This is a genomic window from Paenibacillus sp. FSL H7-0323 (genome assembly GCF_038002725.1).
GTDB lineage: Bacteria > Bacillota > Bacilli > Paenibacillales > Paenibacillaceae > Paenibacillus_AQ > Paenibacillus_AQ odorifer.
Map to the genome: position 1 here is coordinate 6746213 of NZ_JBBODB010000001.1, position 17102 is coordinate 6763314.

Genomic DNA, 17102 nt, shown 5'->3' on the forward strand with positions numbered 1-17102 from the left:
TATGCATTCTGTAAAATATACCACTGCTAGTATATTCAAATATCTCACCTTGATTTTGGGAGCACTTGTAGCTTTGATACCTATCGTGGTCGTGTTTTTCGCTTCATTAAAAACCGGAGCCGAATATGCTTCTACCGGACCGTTAACGCTGCCAGAGAATTGGTTGAATTTCTCCAACTACACTAAGGCTTTTGTAGACGGAAAAATGCTGCTCGGTTTTAAAAATACTGTCATTATCGTTGTGATTTCTATTGCGGGTGCTACGTTGACGGGTTCGATGATGGCTTATATTTTATCGCGCTTCAAATTTAAAGGCAGTAAGATCCTAATTAGTATGTTCCTGATTGCCACCCTGATTCCAGGTGTAACTACACAAGTAGCTACTTTCCAAATCATCAATCACTTGGGATTATTTAATACCAGATGGGCACCAATCGTTATGTACTTGGGCACGGATATTATCGCTGTTTATATCTTCATGCAGTTTTTGGACTCGATCTCCGAGTCACTGGATGAATCCGCGATGCTGGACGGAGCTTCGTATTGGACAATTTATTGGAGAATTATTTTGCCACTGTTGAAGCCGGCGATTGTAACTGTAGTGATCGTGAAGGGTGTTAATATTTATAACGATTTTTACACCCCTTTCCTTTATATGCCGAAAACAGATCTGCAAACGATCTCCACAGCACTCTTTAAGTTTAAAGGTCCATATGGATCGCAGTGGGAAGTAATATGTGCGGCGATTATGATCGCAATTATACCGACATTGGTTGTGTTTACCGCCTTGCAAAAATATATCTACAATGGTTTTTCACAAGGTTCTGTAAAGTGAGCTCGACAGTAAATTTAATAACAGTACTAGATAAAATAGCATACTGAAAAGTTGCATACATTTGGAGGGAAAACTAATGAGTGAAGTAAAATTGGTTGGAGCAAGTGCAATTAACATCCCGAACATGCCTTGGCAAGAAAAGCCTGCTGGCTACGAGAATCCGATTTGGAGACATAATGATAACCCGGTTATCAAAAGAAATCCTGCAAAAGGTGTAGCCCGTATTTTCAATAGTGCGGTTGCTGCGTATGAAGGCAGTTTTATTGGTGTATTTCGTGTAGAAGATAACACTACTCGTCCGCATCTGCGTATGGGACATAGTGTGGATGGTTTGGATTGGAAAATCGATGATGAGCCGATCCGATTTATAGATGAAGAAGGTAATCCTTATCAGCCGCGTTATGCTTACGATCCGCGTCTGGTGAAGGTTGAAGATACATTTTATATTATCTGGTGTACAGATTTCTACGGAGCAGCTATTGGGGTAGCAAAAACACAAGATTTCAAAACATTTATCAGCTTGGAAAACCCATTCCTGCCATTCAACCGGAACGGTGTACTGTTCCCTAGAAAAATCAACAACAACTTCGTGATGTTGTCCCGTCCAAGTGACAGTGGCCATACGCCATTTGGTGATGTATTCCTTAGTGAGAGCCCTGACTTCGTATATTGGGGAAAACACCGCCATGTAATGACCAAGGGTGGTCAAGGCTGGTGGCAAAGTGTCAAAATTGGTGGCGGACCAGCGCCGATTGAAACTACTGAAGGCTGGTTGATGTTCTACCATGGCGTAACTGGAACGTGCAATGGTCTTGTGTATAGTATGGGAGCGGTTATTTTGGACATCAATGAGCCCTCGAAAGTAAAATATCGCTCGAAGAACTTTGTATTAACGCCAGAAGAATGGTACGAGGAAAGAGGTTTTGTGAATAACGTCCTATTCCCATGTGCTACTCTGCATGATGCAGAAACCGGCCGTATCGCCATCTATTATGGCGCGGCTGATACTTATGTAGGCGTTGCTTATACAACGGTTGATGAAATCGTCAACTATGTCATCGAAACCCATGAAGAGGTTGGCGATGATGCAGGTTTAGGCAAAATCTAATTGGACTTAATAACCTATATTTTCAGTGAGTTTGCTAGAGTTCCGGAGAATTGCGTAGCGTAGAGTTCGAAAAAAGTGTGTTGGGTTTGGTGTGTTGAATGTTGTTGGGTGTGCTCAGTGCGGAGGTTGCCTTGTGCGACCTCCGTGTTCTGTTGCAGAATGTACAACAGAACGACACATTATCGCCTGTAACAGATAAGTAGCGGGTGAGGGGGAAATTCGGCTCTGTTGGCGATTCTGATCACTCTGTTGTTTAGTCACTCTGTTGTTTAGTCACTCTGTGGCTTGGTCACTCTATGGCTCTGACGTAAATAGTTGCACTATGTGCACTTAAACTAACATTTCTTTGTTTACTAGGCGATATAATTGCACTTCGTGCAACTATATCAGCGAAGTAACCACCAAAAGCTCCTTTTGCCGTTTTTTAGTTGTACAAAGTGCAACTAAGATTAGAAACAAATATATTTCAGCTATAATAGCTGCACAAAGTGCAACTCTATGGCTCTGACGTAAATAGTTGCACTCTGTGCACTTAAACTAACATTTCTTTGTTTACTAGGCGATATAGTTGCACTTCGTGCAACTATATCAGCCAAGTAACCACCAAAAGCTCCTTTTACCGTTTTTTAGTTGTACAAAGTGCAACTAAGATTAGAAACAAATATATTTCAGCTGTAATAGCTGCACAAAGTGCAACTATCCAGTCGCAAACTGTTACTGTGCCGATTATAAAGAAGTTAATAGGCAAAATGGAAATGTGGGTGTTGTGAAGGCAATAAGAAGATAGCGGATAAGTGGAATGTGAGTGGTTGTAGAGGTAATAAGAAGGTAGTAGGTACGTGGAATATGATTAGTTGTGGAGGTAATAGGCAAGCAGCGAGTGAGTGGTGAATGTGGCTCTGTTGGCGCTTCTGCTACTCTGTTGCTTAGTTACTCTATGGCTTGGTTACTCTATGGCTCTGACGTAAATAGTTGCACTATGTGCACTTAAACTAACATTTCTTTGGTTACTAGGCGATATAATTGCACTTCGTGCAACTATATCAGCGAAGTAACCACCAAAAGCTCCTTTTACCGTTTTTTAGTTGTGCAAAGTGCAACTAAAAGGGAAAAAACACATATTCAGCTATAATAGCTGCAGAAAGTACAACTATCCAGCCAGAAGCTGTTACTGTGACGATTATAAAGAAGTTAATAGGCAAGGTGGAAAATGTGGGTGTTGTGAAGGTAATGGGAAGATAGGTGCAAGTGGAATGTGAGTGGTTGTAGAGGTAATAAGAAGGTAGTAGGTACGTGGAATGTGATTAGTTGTGGAGGTAATAAGAAGGTAGTGGTACGTGGAATATGATTAGTTGTGGAGGTAATAGGCAAGCAGCGAGTGAGTGGTGAATGTGGCTCTGTTGGCGTTTCTGCTACTCTGTTGCTTAGTTACTCTATGGCTTGGTCACTCTATGGCTCTGACGTAAATAGTTGCACTATGTGCACTTAAACTAACTATACCTAAGGTGCTAAGCGATATAATTGCACTTCGTGCAACTATATCAGCGAAGTAACCACCAAAAGCTCCTTTTACCGTTTTTTAGTTGTACAAAGTGCAACTAGGAGGGAAAACACACATATTCAACTGTAATAGCTGCACAAAGTGCAACTATCCAGCCTCGGAGCTGCGACTAAACTATCCAGTCGCAGAAAACGCAACTATTGCATCCCACTCCATCGCAACTATTCCATCGCAACTATCCATACATCAACGGAAAACCCATATTGGGTTTTCCGTTTCTATCTAGCATAGTAACTCTAACGTTGCTTCGCGGTTACGAACAGCAAGCGAACAATTTCGTTACATAACTTAAGGAGGAATAATATTTTGGGAAGCGACATGAATTTGTCACAGTTAAAGGAATATAACGGAAGTAGTCCAAAACCGGATGATTTCGAGCAATTTTGGGAGCGGGCATTGCGTGATCTGGATGCACAGGCGCTGGATTATGAACTGGAACCAGCGGAGTTTGTCAGTGAACTTGCGGAATGTTTTCATTTGTATTTTACCGGAGTTGGCGGTGCAAGAATCCATTGCAAATATGTAAGACCGAAGAACAGCGTACATAAAAAAGGTCCCGGTGTAGTGATGTTCCATGGATACTCCTGTGACAGCGGGGATTGGATGGAGAAGGTGGCATATGCTGCTCACGGGATTAGCGTCCTGGCGATGGATTGTCGCGGCCAGGGTGGCCTCTCCGAAGATAACCTTACCGTAAAAGGGACTACGATACGCGGACATATCATTCGAGGGATGGATGATCCTAATCCTGATAACCTTTATTATCGCAATGTGTTTTTGGATACGGCACAGACTGCCCGAGTTCTGATGTCTATGGATGAAGTTGATCCTGAACGTGTAGGTGCCTTTGGACTATCTCAAGGTGGAGCGCTGACTGTGGCTTGTGCAGCATTAGAGCCTCGCATAAAACTAGCCCTGCCTGTATATCCCTTCCTTTCAGATTATAAACGTGCTTGGGAGCTGGATATTACCACCTCAGCTTATGAGGAGATCAACTATTATTTCCGTTTTTTTGATCCCCATCATTTGCGTGAGGATGAGATTTTTAATAGGCTCGGTTATATCGATATTCAGAATCTTGCCGAAAGAATACAGGCTAAAGTACTGTGGGTTACCGGGTTATCCGATACGATTTGTCCACCTTCAACTCAATTTGCCGCATACAATAAAATACTAGCGTCCAAAGAGCTTATGGTTTATTATGAGTACGGTCATGAGTATTTACCATATCTTGCCGATCGGGCGTTGGGATTGTTCATGACCTTGTAAGAGATAAGCCAGCAGGCATAACTGAAGACAACGGTGGTGAACAATTGATGAAGTCGCAAGTAAAAAAAGAAAAGGCGCATTTCCAGCTGCACCCTGCCAAATCGATTGGGGTGCGGCTTTTTCTCATCTTCTTCATCTCAACAATGGTGCTCGTTCTCTCACTTGGCTACATTTCCTATTCCGTAGCTGAGCAAACGATCGAGAATAACGCGCTGTCAGCCAATCAACAGACAGTCGTCCAAGCTGCAGAGAAGTTTGATGTTGAATTATTGCGTTATGAGGATGGCCTAGGAAGAATTCTTTACAACAATGAGATTCAGGATGCACTCAAACAAGGGAATAATCCCACTACAAGTAATGAGGAACGTAATTTGCAGTCCAACCAGATTAGCGCCGAGCTAAATGCCTGGCTGACCGCATCAAAGGGGGTAGAAGCTGTATACCTCATCCCGATGAATCAGGAAGTCCCTACTTCGTCAGCGGGATCAAAAGACAGCGCTTTTATCAAAGAATTCAGAGAGTCCTCATGGTTCAAGCAGCTTGAGGAGCAACCACAAACATTGTGGATTCCCCGAACAGAACAGGGGCAAGCCGGAAATACTTCGGGTATGTTTCATTTGGCACAATCGATAGCTGGGGATACACAAAGCCCGGGATACATAATTATCTGTGATATTAGAATTAGTGAATTAGAAAATCAGCTTCGTAAAGTTGATCTCGGACCCAGCTCTTACATGCAATTGCTGACGGATAAGGATGAATTGATCGCATCGTCCCAGCAAGTGGGAACAGATACTTATCTCAGTCTGGGAGGGACTCTTCTTCATGGTTTGGAGCATGAGGCTGGATCATTGCCAACGAAGGATGAGAAAGGAAAATCCATTCTGGCTGTGTACGGGACGATGGAAAGCTCCAGCTGGAGATTGCTTGGTGTTGTTCCGGCTGAGAATCTTACGAAAGACGCACTTCGTATTCTAAAAACTACATATATTATTGTTGCGGTGGCTGCTATTGTCGCCATTCTAATTGGTTACTGGATGTACAGAATGGTATCTAAGCCCTTGACCCGACTTAAGGATCTAATGTCTCAAGGGGCAGATGGAAATCTTGGAGTACGTACGGATATTACCTCACGAGATGAAATTGGTCAGTTATCGGGTTCCTTTAATAGGATGATGGAACGGATCACAGAACTGGTAATCCATACTAATGAAACCGCGAGGAAGGTAATGGAAACTGCCGATGAACTTAGTAGAGTATCGCGTAAGACAGCGATGGCAGCCAAAGAGATTGCCGCAGCGACAGAAGAAATTGCCGGAGGTTCAGGCAGCCTAGCTTTGGAGGCGGACCAGGGTAACGAGCTTACGGGGCAAATTTCGGTGCAAATGAACAAAGTGAACTCAGCTACGCATGAGATGGATCATACCGCACATAGTATCGGCGTGCTTAGTGAAGAAGGTTTTAATGAGTTAAAAGAGCTGCTTGGCAAGACCAATAAGACGGGCGATATGACGAATAAGCTTGTGCTGAAAGTGAATGAGCTGCAAGACACCACATCATCAGTGATGAAGGTGCTTGATGTTATGCAGAATATTACACAGCAGACGAATATTTTGTCTCTAAATGCAACGATAGAAGCGGCAAGGGCAGGGGAGTCCGGCCGGGGGTTTATGGTAGTGGCCGATGAAATACGCCAGCTTGCAGATCAGTCCAAAGAATCCATTGCTGTGGTGGCTAATATAACAGACACCATTATGAAGGATATGAACGAGACCGTAGGTGTTCTCTCGGAAGTAGCCCCTCTTTTTAATCAGCAGGTTACTTCAGTGGAGAGCACTAGCGATATCTTCGTATCTGTACAGGATCAGATGCGTCATTTTATTACACGCTTGGAATCTGTTGCTTTATCGATGGATAGCTTGAGCCAATCCCAGAAGGTGCTGTCAAATTCGATGGGCAATATCAGCTCCATTGCAGAAGAATCATCAGCAGCTTCTCAAGAAGTGGCTTCGCTTAGTGGGGAGCAACAAAGTGTGAGTGATCATTTAGTGGAGCTGTCTGAGCAGCTTGAGCATGCGTCCCGGCAGTTGCAAGAAAAACTGTCCAAGTTTAATTTGTAACTTTGCATAACCTAAGTAAATATTTTTAACTACAAAGACCAGTCTCCAATTATTTGGGACTGGTCTTTGTGATATTCAAAAGGCTATAAATTAGCTAACTAAGCATGAGTGTAAATAATCCAGCGGGTGGGACATAATAAAGGCTATGAACGTCAGTCAGGAGGAATGGGATTGCACAATAATGTCCACAGACGTATACTCGGCGGACTGATTATTTTATGTTCAGTAGTAGCCGTGTTGGTCCTTAGGCTGGCGTGGATTCAACTGTTTATGAAGGAACAGACGGTCCCTGGAACGAAATATACACTTGCAAAGATGGCAGAAATTCAAAGCGAACGGGAGACGGTATTGGACACTGGGCGGGGGCGTCTGTATGACCGAAAGAGTGAACCCCTTGCCGGGGAAACCATTTGGACGGCTGCGTTTTTTCCTCAAGAGGCGAAGGCTAGGAATACCGTGACGCAGGTCGTATACGAAGAAGCTGAGTCCATGCAGCGGTTGGCAGCTATCCTTGGAGTGAGTTATGAGCAATTGCTAAACAAGCGCTCTTCCCTTAAAGAACCATTGCTTTGGCCATCCTCAGTGGGAAAAGGACCGCTCGCACTTACATCCGCACAAGCAGAAGAAGTGAGTGCATTGGGGATCGACGGCGTAGGCGTGCTTCCTTTTGCTCGCAGATATGATGGGAACGCAACTGGTCGGCAGTGGCTTGGATATTTATCGGAAGCGGTCCCAAACACTGGTGGGAAGGCTTCGCCATCGGGGCTGAGAATTCCGATGACAGGAACGGACGGGTTAGAAAAGACCCTGGAGCCGTTGCTTCGAGGTGTAGGGCATACTGAGGCATACGCTCAGGTTGATGCGCGCGGGCAACGTGTCCCCGGCAGTCCCATTCAAGTAAGAGCCCCGGGCAATCCGTATTATCCGCTGTCTTTATATACAACGATTGATAAAAAGCTTCAGGAACAAATAGAGGAGTTAGCTGTTAAAGCTGGAATGAAGGAAGGAGCCGTGGTGGTGTTAGACACCGGAACGGGAGATATTGAAGCCATGGTATCTTTACCTTTTTACGACCCAGAGAAGATATCCCCTGAAGGGGGAGAGTGGAATAACCGGGCGTTGCAGGCTGCCGTACCTGGATCAATTTTCAAAATCGTCACAGCAGCAGCAGCACTAGAAGCCGGGGTCACCTCAGCGGATGAGCTCTTCTATTGTTCAGGGCAATATGAGAAATATGGATTGTCTTGTCTAAAAGGAAAAGGACACGGTCCCCTCACGCTGGCGCAAGGGTTCGCTGTGTCCTGTAATACTGTATTTGCTGCGCTGGCAGAACGTTTGAGTGGGGCGCAGCTTCAAGCGACAGCACTCGCGCTGGGGCTCGGAAGAGATATTAGCTGGCAAGCGGAGAATACGCTTGGTTTTCCAGTTCTTAAGCCACTGTCCGGTGAGCAGAAGGGGACGATCTTTACTTCTTTGCTGCCGGATGATCCAGGCGCCAGAGTGCAGACGGCCATTGGGCAGCGAGATGTGCAAGTGACCCCACTTCAGGCAGCGAACCTGGTGGTGACGTTACTGCATGGCGGGGAAGTGAGAGCGCCAAGAATTCTCCAGCGTGTAACCTTTGCAAATGGGCAAAAGCTAGAGGATCTGCCGGGTCATCTTTCCCCTTCAACTGCCGGGAGGATCTCAGAATCTACAGCCCGCCAGCTGCTGTCCTGGATGCGTAAAGTAGTTACGGATGGAACCGGCACAAGTCTGCAGAGCACAAAATGGCCGGTTGCCGGGAAATCAGGTACGGCACAAACCCTTGTTAAGGGTATGCCGCGTAACAATCAATGGTTTATCGGCTATGGGCCGGTGGATCATCCCAGATATGCTGTGTCGGTAGCGGTGGAGAACGTTGCTCCGGACAGCTCACATCTAGCCGTTAAGCTGTTCGGTCAGGTATTGGATTTATTATCATCGGTTCCCTCTGGAGCTTGAGGTTCAGGTGGTGGCGCAGAGCTGGTCTGATTGGAAGCTGGACCGTTAGCTGCAAAGGGCGAAATGATAAATTCCTCTTGCGGAAGATAGATCCAGCTCTGAAGATACCCTTGTTGAATCAGTTCTTTTATCAGAATAAGCAGAATCGGCGACAGGATCAGACCAGCCATACCGAAAGCAGATGTGGACAGAATGACGAACGACAGCATAAGGAAGGCTGAGGATACGCCAATCGAATTCCCGGTAATCTTCGGCTCAAGCAGCTGCCTAACAATTAGTACAATGGCAAGGAGGATAATTAATCCGATAGCCAGTGAAGTATTGCCCACGATGAACAAATAGATGATCCAAGGGACTAAAATTGTCGTCACGCCAAGAAGCGGCAAAACATCAAATACCGCGCAGACTAATGCCATTGTGATTTCGTTGCCGGTTCGCAGAATAAATAAGCCGACTAGAACTATGGCAAAAGTAATGCTGATCAGAATAAGTTGTGCTTTTAAATAGGAACCGATAGCTTTGAATACATTGCCTTGCAAAAAGGCGAAGGCGTTCTTAAAGGTTTTTGGCATTTTGTCATGCGCGATTTTACGCCAATCTTTGATTTCCATGCTAAGAAAAAATGCCAAAATAATGGCTATCCCGAAATTGGCCATGAAGGTGGAGAAGGAGCCTAGAATACCGGCCATGTATTTTAGAAAAGTAATCAGCCATCCTGTTAGAACATCCGTGGCATCTTTAAAGTACCCGTTGACCTTGTTCGTAATATCGGGTGGCAAGTTATCTATTTTTTGCTGCAGGTAGGTCGTGGTCTCCACAAAATGCTGCTGCACCACATATGTATATTTAGGGAGGTTCTCTTGGAAGTGAAGGGCCTGGATCGTAATCAGTAGACCGGCACCAAATAATGTACCTAACAGCACAATCAGAAAGAGCAACACTGAAATGGCGGAGGCAAAAGGTTTACCAAGACCACGGCGGTTCAAGAAGCGGGCCAAGGGTTCGATAAGCAAAAATACAAAAAAAGACAGGAATACAGGTGCAGCTAACTGATACAGCTTACTAAAGGAGAACATAATTAGATAAACCGTGAGGACAATTAATCCGATGTCAAAAAATGTGCGCCAATATTTTTTGTATAACGGCAGCATAGATATAAACAACTCCCTTTTTTTATAAGTGGATACGCCAGGTTGATTACATTGTACATGATTTTACTTTAAAAGCGTCTATTTCTTTGATACATGTGTTAAAATAGGGGGTAACGTTTTTTTATTCTACTTCACTTGGCCGTTTCACGGGTTCTGCTTGCAGACATTAGGCGAGCCAAAGTCAACTCTGGAAAAGCGGGGAATTAATATGCAGACTTTGCTGCTCTGGTTATTTTACATCTCATCATTTTATGCTTTTATCCCTGGTATGATCAGCCGGATTTTTGGTTACCGTGTCTTTCGTAAAGGAACTGGGCGAAATGAATTCGCACTGACCTTCGATGATGGACCTGATCCTCGATTTACACCATTACTGCTGGAATTACTGAAGAGGTATGATGCAAAAGCAACCTTTTTTGTAGTCGGCTCTAATGCTGAACGTTATCCTGATCTTATTCAGCGTATCCATGATGAGGGACATCTCATCGGAATTCATAATTATGTTCACAAGACGAACTGGCTCATGCGGCCAGCAACCGTCCGCCGGCAGATTCAACGTACGAATGATATTATCTATAATATTATTGGCGAACGCAGTACGTATTACCGTCCACCTTGGGGTATTGTCAATTTATTTGATATTTCCAAACGACGCCAAGTTGAAATTGTGCTTTGGTCGGCAATGTTTGGTGATTGGCGTGAGAAGCTCGGCGCCGAAAAACTCACTGAGAAGATGCTGGCCCGTCTAAATCCCGGGGAAGTGATGTTGTTGCATGATAGCGGCACAACGCTGGGTGCAGATGCGGATGCTCCAGGGAATATGCTTGTGGCTCTTGAGCAGACTCTGGAGGAAGCCCGTAAACGGGGACTACGCAGCATTCGGATTGATGAGATGATTAAGATGGCTGAGACGTCACCTATCCGGCGCTTATCTTTTGGTAAACGGGTGCTTGTAGGACTTTGGTTAGCTTGGGAACAGGTATTTCAAGCTCTTTTTCATCTCCAAACGATTACTCCGTCAGATCCTTTCTTGCATTATCGGATGCGGAAATATCAGGGTGAACCGGTTGAACTCGAGGGCGGAGAACTGCTGCGTAAAGGCGACAAAGTCATTGAGCTGCACATCGATAATAAACAGTTGTTCGAATTAGGAATTCATTCACGTTCTTCCGCTCAACTTGCGATTCGAATGATCCGCAGAATGGAAAAGGATCTGCCCATTCTTGCTGAGATCATTGCCAAAGATGTGGATCTTGCGGAAGCCAAAGCGCTTTATGGAGTCAGCATGATTAACCGGGGACCGGAGAAATTCGGCTTTACCGTACGTGATTTGCCGGATGGCTTATTCGCACGTTCCTCCAAATTTTACTTAAGGATCCTGTTAAGTGTGATTCATCCAGCAGGTGGGGCAAGGCTTAAAGAACGGAGCGAGGTCCTTGTGCCGAAGCTTATCCTGATGCCTGTCTCAGAGCTGCTCAAAAAGATGAACCAACAGCTGCCTCATCATCCGAAAACTGCAAAAAAACGCAAATCGCAACAGGAAGAATCGTTGTCACTTAATGATTCGGTTGCGGATGTAGAAATGCCAGGTGCGACAGTAACCAATTGATTCATGATCTTATTGATAAATATTTTACAGTGGACATGTAAAGAGATGTTCTACAATCCAGCGATGGGTTGTGGAACATTTTTTTATTGGGATAATTAAAAAAAGAGCAGCCCGCCATTAGAAATACTAAGGTGGGACTGCTCTTGCTTGTTTTAATATTCTTTTTTGCTAAAGGGATTAAATCTTCAGCACTGCGCCGTTACTTGCATTGGTTACCATTTTGGAGTAACGAGCCAGGTAACCAGTTTTAACTTTAGGTTCGAATTCTTTCCAACCCGTACGACGAACTGCTAATACTTCTTCTTCAACCAGCAATTCAATCTTCCGGTTGTTGAGATCCAGCTCAATGATGTCTCCATCCTCAACAAAAGCGATCGGACCGCCTTCAGCTGCTTCTGGAGAGATATGACCGATACTGATTCCGCGGGAGGCCCCCGAGAAACGACCGTCTGTAATCAGACCGACCTTAGCACCTAGCCCCATACCCACGATTTGTGAAGTAGGCGCCAGCATTTCCGGCATTCCTGGTCCGCCCTTAGGACCTTCATAGCGGATAACGACTACATGGCCTTCTTTAACTTTACCGTTCGCGATACCTTCCAGTGCAGCTTCTTGGGAATCAAAGCAGATCGCAGGACCTTTATGATATCCACCTACTGAAGCATCAACTGCACCAACCTTGATGATAGAACCCTCTGGAGCCAAGTTTCCATAAAGTACGGCAAGACCGCCTCTTTCGGAGTAAGGGTTGTCGATAGTATGAATTACGGAAGTATCTTGGATCTCGTGTCCGATTACGTTCTCAGCTAATGTTTTGCCGGTAACGGTCATACATTCCCCGAACAGAGCACCTGGTTTCTTCAGCAGTTCATTCAATACAGCACTAACGCCGCCCGCACGGTCCACATCTTCGATAAAGATATCAGAAGCTGGAGCCAGCTTAGCCAGATAGGGAACACGGTTTGCAACTTCGTTAATGCGTTCAAGCGGATAATCGATACCTGCTTCTTGAGCTAATGCAAGGGTGTGCAGCACTGTGTTAGTAGAACCACCCATTGCCATATCCAGTGCAAATGCGTTATCAAGGGATTCTTTAGTTACGATATCTCTTGGTTTAAGATCCAGCTTAATCAATTCCATCAGTTGTGTTGCGGATTTGCGAACAAATTCTCTACGCTCATCAGCAACAGCCAGAATCGTACCGTTACCTGGCAATGCCAGTCCAAGTGCTTCTGCAAGGCAGTTCATGGAGTTGGCAGTGAACATTCCGGAACAAGATCCACAGGTAGGACAACCAAATTGTTCTAATTCAAGCAGCTCTGCATCGTTGATTTTGCCGACTTGGTGAGCACCAACGCCTTCAAATACCGAGGTCAGAGAGAGCTTTTTACCTTTACTATCTACGCCGGCTTTCATTGGGCCGCCGCTTACGAACATGGTTGGGATGTTAACACGCAGTGCGCCCATCATCATGCCCGGTGTAATTTTATCACAGTTAGGGATGCAGACCATGCCATCGAACCAATGCGCGGAAACTACAGTTTCCAAGGCGTCAGCGATGATCTCGCGGCTTGGCAGTGAATAACGCATGCCGATATGTCCCATAGCAATCCCGTCATCTACGCCGATCGTATTGAATTCAAAAGGAACGCCACCAGCTTCGCGAATCGCTTCCTTAACGATTTTACCGAACTCTTGCAAATGCACATGCCCTGGAACAATATCAATATAGGAATTGCAGACCGCAATAAACGGCTTTCCGAAATCTTCTTCTTTTACTCCGGCTGCTCTCAGGAGACTACGGTGTGGAGCACGGTCAAAGCCTTTTTTAATCATGTCTGAACGCATTTTCTTGGCTGCCATAATGACATTCCCCCCTAAATGAATTTCAATCAAATATAGTGTCGCATTAACGCAATGAACTCCAAAGACCTGCGTATATACGGTTTATAGAAAGAACGGGGACCTGCTTCCTCAATAAGAAAAGCGATGCCGTTTCTATAAAAAAAGCCGCTGTTTTGGTATAAACAGTTACCGCCTAAAATGAACGGAGAAGTCATTGTTATTAGTGAGTCTATCACAAAGAGCACGTTTTTTCTACCGGACAATGTGAAGTTTGTCGATTGACGCAAAGCGTGGGAAGTGGAGGAAAAGCTCATTTTCGAAAGGAAAGTGCTTTATTTGGAAAATGGAACAGGGTTCGGATGTATCTATTTACCACTCTAGACAACTTTAGGAGAACTGAGTATGATGGGAGTTATTATTTTATGGGAGGTGCTGGAAAATCGGGATTTGTCTATTATTATCGCCGCGGTGGATCTTTTTACGGGGATGAAAAGCTAAGGAGGGAAAGGGAATGTCACAGCGTACAACTTTTTTAAATCCAATTGTAGCAAGCTCAGGAGACCCATGGGTATTCAAACATACCGATGGCTATTATTACTTTATGGCCACAAAAGCTAAATGTCTGGAGCTGACGAGATCTAGAACCTTGACCGGCCTTGCGGAGGGCGACAAGAAAGTGATCTGGTCTCCCGAACCGGGGGGCAGCTACAGTTACAATCTGTGGGCGCCGGAAATTCATCATTTGGACAACAGATGGTACATTTACTACACTGCGAATGACGGAGGAGGCGACGATTCACGGCGGATTTGCGTGCTGGAGAATGAAGCAGCGAACCCGCTGGAAGGACAGTGGGTATGGAGAGGGGCTTTGCAGACACCTGTCCCAGGGTTGGATGGAACAGTAATGTCTTTGCGGGATCAGCTGTATTTTCTGTATGCGGGATATGGTCATTTTCCTGATTATGGGTCGGCTATTTACATTATGCGAATGAGTAATCCTTGGACCTTGGAAGGGGGGCATCACCTGCTTACCGCTCCAACTCTGTCATGGGAGAAGCAAGGTGGCATGGCGATTAACGAAGGTCCGGTAATTTTGCAGCGACACAATCGTATTTTCATGGTTTATTCGGCAAGTACGACTTGGTCTGAGGATTATGCACTAGGGATGCTCACCATGAGCGAAGCGGCAGATCCTTTGCAACCGCTGTCATGGGAAAAATCAATGTCGCCTGTATTTTGCAAAAGTGTAGAGAACGGGATTTTTGCCACGGGGCACAATAGCTTCACACATTCTCCTGATGGCAAGGAAGATTGGATAGTCTATCATGCGCTTCCTTCCGCTGGAGCGGATGTGTCTTTGCGCGCGACCCGTATCCAGAAATTTGGGTGGAAGGTGGATGGGACACCAGATTTTGGGGTTCCTTGTAGGGATACGCTTGCTCAGAACGTACCGTCGGGAGAATAAGAATAAAACAGGAAATCAAGACTGAAAAGGCCATTCATTACAGAAAAACTGTAATGAATGGCCTTTTCATGTAATGCAGATATTTTTATTCGCTGTCGATAATAATTGACGAAAAACGCCTGTTTTATAAGGGCTTTTTCGCCAAAATACAGGATGGTTAGTACGCTTTTTTAATAGGTTTGTAGTTGGCATAGCCATATATTTGTTTGAGAAAAGTTCATAAGATTACAAAATTATTGTATGAAAGCGTTGACATATGAATTTTGGATGCTTATAATTCGATCTGAGATACAGAAAAACTGTATTAATCAAGGGGAGTTATCTACAGGTCAAAAAGGAGCGTGGTTCCAAGCTTTGGATTTGCTTAAGGCGTTGTGGCAAATATTTTATAGTGGGAGGTTAAGTATGAAGAACAATGCAAAGCGTTATTTTAGTCTTTTATTTGTGTTAATACTGATCATTTCGACTGTAACAGCATGTAGTGGCAACAGTGCAAACAATGGGGCTGATAAGGGTGTCTCCAACAACAAAGAGAACGAGAGCACAGCCAAAGACCCGGTTGAGTTTACAGATATCAGCGCAGACATACGCGGCAATACAGCCCCAACGCAAGAGCAAATCGACGAAGTTAATCATTCCTTGAATGATACATACCTCGGCGACGTCTTCGATGAAGTCATTCCAAATGATTACTCAGCTTATCCTGTTAAAGGTGATGTGGTTCTGGATGTATGGATGCCTGCGAATTCCAATATTCCGGATATGAACAATCATGCTGTCCAGAAGCAGGTGGAGCAATTAACGGGAATCAAAGTAAACTTCATCACGCCGCCAATCGGCCAGGAAGCGGATGCCTTCACGTTGATGATCTCCTCCGGTGAACTGCCTGACATTATCATTGAGCCGGGACGTTATCCGGGAGGTTTTGAAGCGGGCGTAAATGACGGTGCTTATATCGATCTGACAGATCTGATGGAGAAAAATGCTCCGAACTATACGAAGTGGCGCAATTCGGATGAATCAAGAAGAAAAACCACGGTCACGGATGACGGCAAGCTGCTCGGCTTCTATGGCATCGCCCCATATTCAGAGTGGACTTGGTTTGGAACATTGATTAAGCAGGAAGCGCTGGACAAAACAGGGCTTGAAGTTCCAAATACGATTGATGAATGGCATACCTTCCTGACAAAAGCAAAGGAAGTCGGATACAAAGCACCACTTAATTACGGCTCTACTTACGGCCAGATTTTTACCGGCATCATAAATGGCGCATATGGAGTATGGGATTGGACGTTCCTTGATGAGAATGGCAAAGTGGCCTGGGGGCCAGCACAGCCGAAAGCTAAGGAATATTTGACCACCATGCAGCAATGGAACAAAGAAGGATTATTGAACCCGGACTGGGCAACGGCAGACTTTAACCAGAGAATGGCGAGCGCCATTTCGGGAGATACCGCGATGATGATGGACTCTCCGGATACGATGTGGAGTTATTGGAAAGAGCAAAGCGGTATCGACTTTGTGGGCGCACTGAACCCGGTTCTGAACAAAGGAGATAAGTCCGCAACCACGTACAAAAATTTCAAAAGAGCGGGTATCGAAGCTGCGATCACCACGCAAAGCAAAAATGTAGAAGCGGCAATGGCTTGGCTTGATTTTAATTACAGTAAAAAGGGCTGGGAATTGATTAACTTTGGTGAATATGGCACGGTCCACCTGATTGATGAGACGGGAATGCCTTATTATCCAGAGAACAGTTATATCTTTAAAGACCCTGAAGGTCAGCCCGTATCGACAACCTTATGGAAATACCGGATGCACAACTGGCCGGATATCCGGGATGAGCATCATTCCAACCCGCTGATCGCTGCCAAAGGAAGTTACTCGGGAGACATTCGCAAGAATTGGACAGAAAATATGGACACCAGTATGGCTATGCCACCTATTTCCTTTACCAAAGATGAAGCTTCGCGGGAAGCCGAGCTTGGAAACCAGCTGTCGACACTGCGCGGAGAGTATTTTGCAAAAATCATAATGGGAGACCTGCCGGTAGATGCCTATGATAAATTTTTGAAAGAAGCTCAGAGTATGGGACTGGAAGAGTTTTTGAGTATCCATCAGGCAGCCTTAGATCGATATAACAAACGATAGGTGGT

The 17102-nt window shown here is 45.0% G+C and carries 10 protein-coding genes; 8 read left to right on the forward strand and 2 right to left on the reverse strand.

The annotated features are described in order from the left end of the window. Position 1 precedes the first annotated feature (1 nt). The 5 genes from MHH89_RS30025 to MHH89_RS30045 all read left to right on the forward strand — a co-directional run bounded on the left by MHH89_RS30025 (position 2) and on the right by MHH89_RS30045 (position 8876). Complete coding sequence (locus MHH89_RS30025; RefSeq protein ID WP_076126321.1) at positions 2-835, forward strand: carbohydrate ABC transporter permease; 834 nt, start codon at positions 2-4, stop codon at positions 833-835. 76 nt (positions 836-911) lie between these two features. Continuing rightward, positions 912-1943 carry a glycoside hydrolase family 130 protein gene (locus MHH89_RS30030; RefSeq protein ID WP_076126323.1) on the forward strand — a complete coding sequence of 344 codons (1032 nt, stop codon included), beginning with the start codon at positions 912-914 and terminating at the stop codon, positions 1941-1943. 1867 nt (positions 1944-3810) lie between these two features. Next, positions 3811-4773 (forward strand): acetylxylan esterase, encoded by a 963-nt coding sequence (locus MHH89_RS30035; RefSeq protein ID WP_139330161.1) that lies wholly within the window; start codon positions 3811-3813, stop codon positions 4771-4773. 47 nt (positions 4774-4820) lie between these two features. Next, the gene (locus MHH89_RS30040) at positions 4821-6893 is read left to right on the forward strand and encodes a methyl-accepting chemotaxis protein (RefSeq protein WP_081386426.1); all 2073 of its coding nucleotides are present in this window, start codon (positions 4821-4823) and stop codon (positions 6891-6893) included. 171 nt (positions 6894-7064) lie between these two features. Continuing rightward, positions 7065-8876 (forward strand): peptidoglycan D,D-transpeptidase FtsI family protein, encoded by a 1812-nt coding sequence (locus tag MHH89_RS30045; RefSeq protein ID WP_376747917.1) that lies wholly within the window; start codon positions 7065-7067, stop codon positions 8874-8876. On the opposite strand, the gene MHH89_RS30050 is transcribed toward MHH89_RS30045, so the two are convergent. Then, complete coding sequence (locus MHH89_RS30050; RefSeq protein ID WP_076126329.1) at positions 8834-10027, reverse strand: AI-2E family transporter; 1194 nt, start codon at positions 10025-10027, stop codon at positions 8834-8836. The two genes, MHH89_RS30045 and MHH89_RS30050, sit on opposite strands and share 43 nt — an antisense overlap. Positions 10028-10235: 208 nt before the next feature. On the opposite strand from MHH89_RS30050, the gene MHH89_RS30055 reads away from it, so the two are divergent. Further along, a complete protein-coding gene (locus MHH89_RS30055; protein ID WP_076192865.1) occupies positions 10236-11636 on the forward strand; it encodes a polysaccharide deacetylase family protein in 1401 nt (466 codons plus the stop codon). Positions 11637-11813: 177 nt separating this feature from the next. Here the strand turns inward: MHH89_RS30055 and ilvD are convergent, their stop codons facing one another. Then, positions 11814-13499, reverse strand: a complete 1686-nt coding sequence (gene ilvD, locus MHH89_RS30060; RefSeq protein ID WP_076134060.1) for a dihydroxy-acid dehydratase — start codon at positions 13497-13499, stop codon at positions 11814-11816. A 493-nt stretch (positions 13500-13992) separates the two neighbouring features. Between ilvD and MHH89_RS30065 the strand changes: the two genes are divergently transcribed. Both MHH89_RS30065 and MHH89_RS30070 read left to right on the forward strand, forming a co-directional pair. After that, entirely contained in the window at positions 13993-14946 is a 954-nt protein-coding gene (locus MHH89_RS30065) for a glycoside hydrolase family 43 protein (RefSeq protein WP_341088735.1), read from the forward strand. Between the two features lie 405 nt (positions 14947-15351). Then, positions 15352-17097, forward strand: a complete 1746-nt coding sequence (locus MHH89_RS30070; RefSeq protein WP_076126335.1) for an extracellular solute-binding protein — start codon at positions 15352-15354, stop codon at positions 17095-17097. Positions 17098-17102: the final 5 nt, after the last annotated feature.

What these genes read in the sequence shown, in the direction of transcription:
- MHH89_RS30065 (WP_341088735.1), top strand. Translation starts at nt 13,993, where the DNA reads ATGTCACAGCGTACAACTTTTTTAAATCCAATTGTAGCAAGCTCAGGA.
- MHH89_RS30040 (WP_081386426.1), top strand. Translation starts at nt 4,821, where the DNA reads ATGAAGTCGCAAGTAAAAAAAGAAAAGGCGCATTTCCAGCTGCACCCT.
- MHH89_RS30050 (WP_076126329.1), bottom strand. Translation starts at nt 10,027, where the DNA reads ATGCTGCCGTTATACAAAAAATATTGGCGCACATTTTTTGACATCGGA.
- ilvD (WP_076134060.1), bottom strand. Translation starts at nt 13,499, where the DNA reads ATGGCAGCCAAGAAAATGCGTTCAGACATGATTAAAAAAGGCTTTGAC.
- MHH89_RS30025 (WP_076126321.1), top strand. Translation starts at nt 2, where the DNA reads ATGCATTCTGTAAAATATACCACTGCTAGTATATTCAAATATCTCACC.
- MHH89_RS30030 (WP_076126323.1), top strand. Translation starts at nt 912, where the DNA reads ATGAGTGAAGTAAAATTGGTTGGAGCAAGTGCAATTAACATCCCGAAC.
- MHH89_RS30055 (WP_076192865.1), top strand. Translation starts at nt 10,236, where the DNA reads ATGCAGACTTTGCTGCTCTGGTTATTTTACATCTCATCATTTTATGCT.
- MHH89_RS30070 (WP_076126335.1), top strand. Translation starts at nt 15,352, where the DNA reads ATGAAGAACAATGCAAAGCGTTATTTTAGTCTTTTATTTGTGTTAATA.